Raw genomic sequence first — 829 nt, 5'->3', positions numbered from 1 at the left:
CCAGAAAGATGCTGCCGCCCATGACAAACTGGGCGAAACCTTCGATCACATCGCCAGCGGCGTTAGTGCCAGTATGCCCCTGACCGATGATCAGCTTCGTCGAAGACACGTTCAGCGACAAGCGCAGCATCAGCGAGGCCAGCAGGATCGTCGGGAAGGATGAGAAATCCAGTGGCCGTTCGATGAACAGCGTCAATGTGAAGATCAGGATCGCCAGCGCAAAGGACGCCGCCAGCCCCACATCCAGGACCCAGGCTGGCATGGGCAGGATCATCATCACGATGACCGACATCAGCGCCAGCGCCAGCAGTATGGTCGGAGAGAACAAGGTGCGGGGATCGATTCGGGGCACTATCTGCTCCTAATTGAAAGCGATAAAGGCGGTGGCTGTAGAGGTTTCGGGAACCAGTGAACCCAGCGCGTTCTGGCCGACCGGGTGAGCGTTCAGCGGGATGAGTGGGCTGGCAGATGCGGTGAATGGATCGCGTTCGTGGGCTGTGCCCGAGCCATCCAGCTGCGCCAGGACCGTCTGAAAACGGTCAGAATATGAGGCTGCGAGGTGCTGCGTGCGCGAGTGGTAAGCCCCGGCAGCGGCGGGCCATGATCCAAGTTCCGCATAAAGCTGGGCCAGAAACCGCGCCGCATAAACTGCGTTTTCATCCGGATCGAACATCGCGTCGATCGAGCGAAAAGCCTTTCCGTGCCAGCGATAGTTGATCTGAAAGCAACCGACGTCAAAGCTGCGTACACCGGATTTGAAGATGTCGAACACGTAAGACTTTGCCTCAACCTCGGAGGCAAACCAATATCCCTGTCCTTCACGATTGAC

Annotated in this window: 2 protein-coding genes; both read right to left on the bottom strand. The window is 58.0% G+C overall.

What is annotated here, in order from left to right:
* Positions 1-352: FHIPEP family type III secretion protein (locus tag ACR0EL_RS22055; RefSeq protein ID WP_480502296.1), on the bottom strand; the 352-nt coding region annotated here is incomplete at its 3' end.
* A gap of 9 nt (positions 353-361) precedes the next feature.
* On the bottom strand, positions 362-829 hold a 468-nt coding region (locus ACR0EL_RS22050; protein ID WP_480502295.1), incomplete at its 5' end, for a transglycosylase SLT domain-containing protein.

Source organism: Ruegeria sp. AH12, from assembly GCF_056541465.1.
This window is presented reverse-complemented; position numbering and strand designations above follow the sequence as displayed.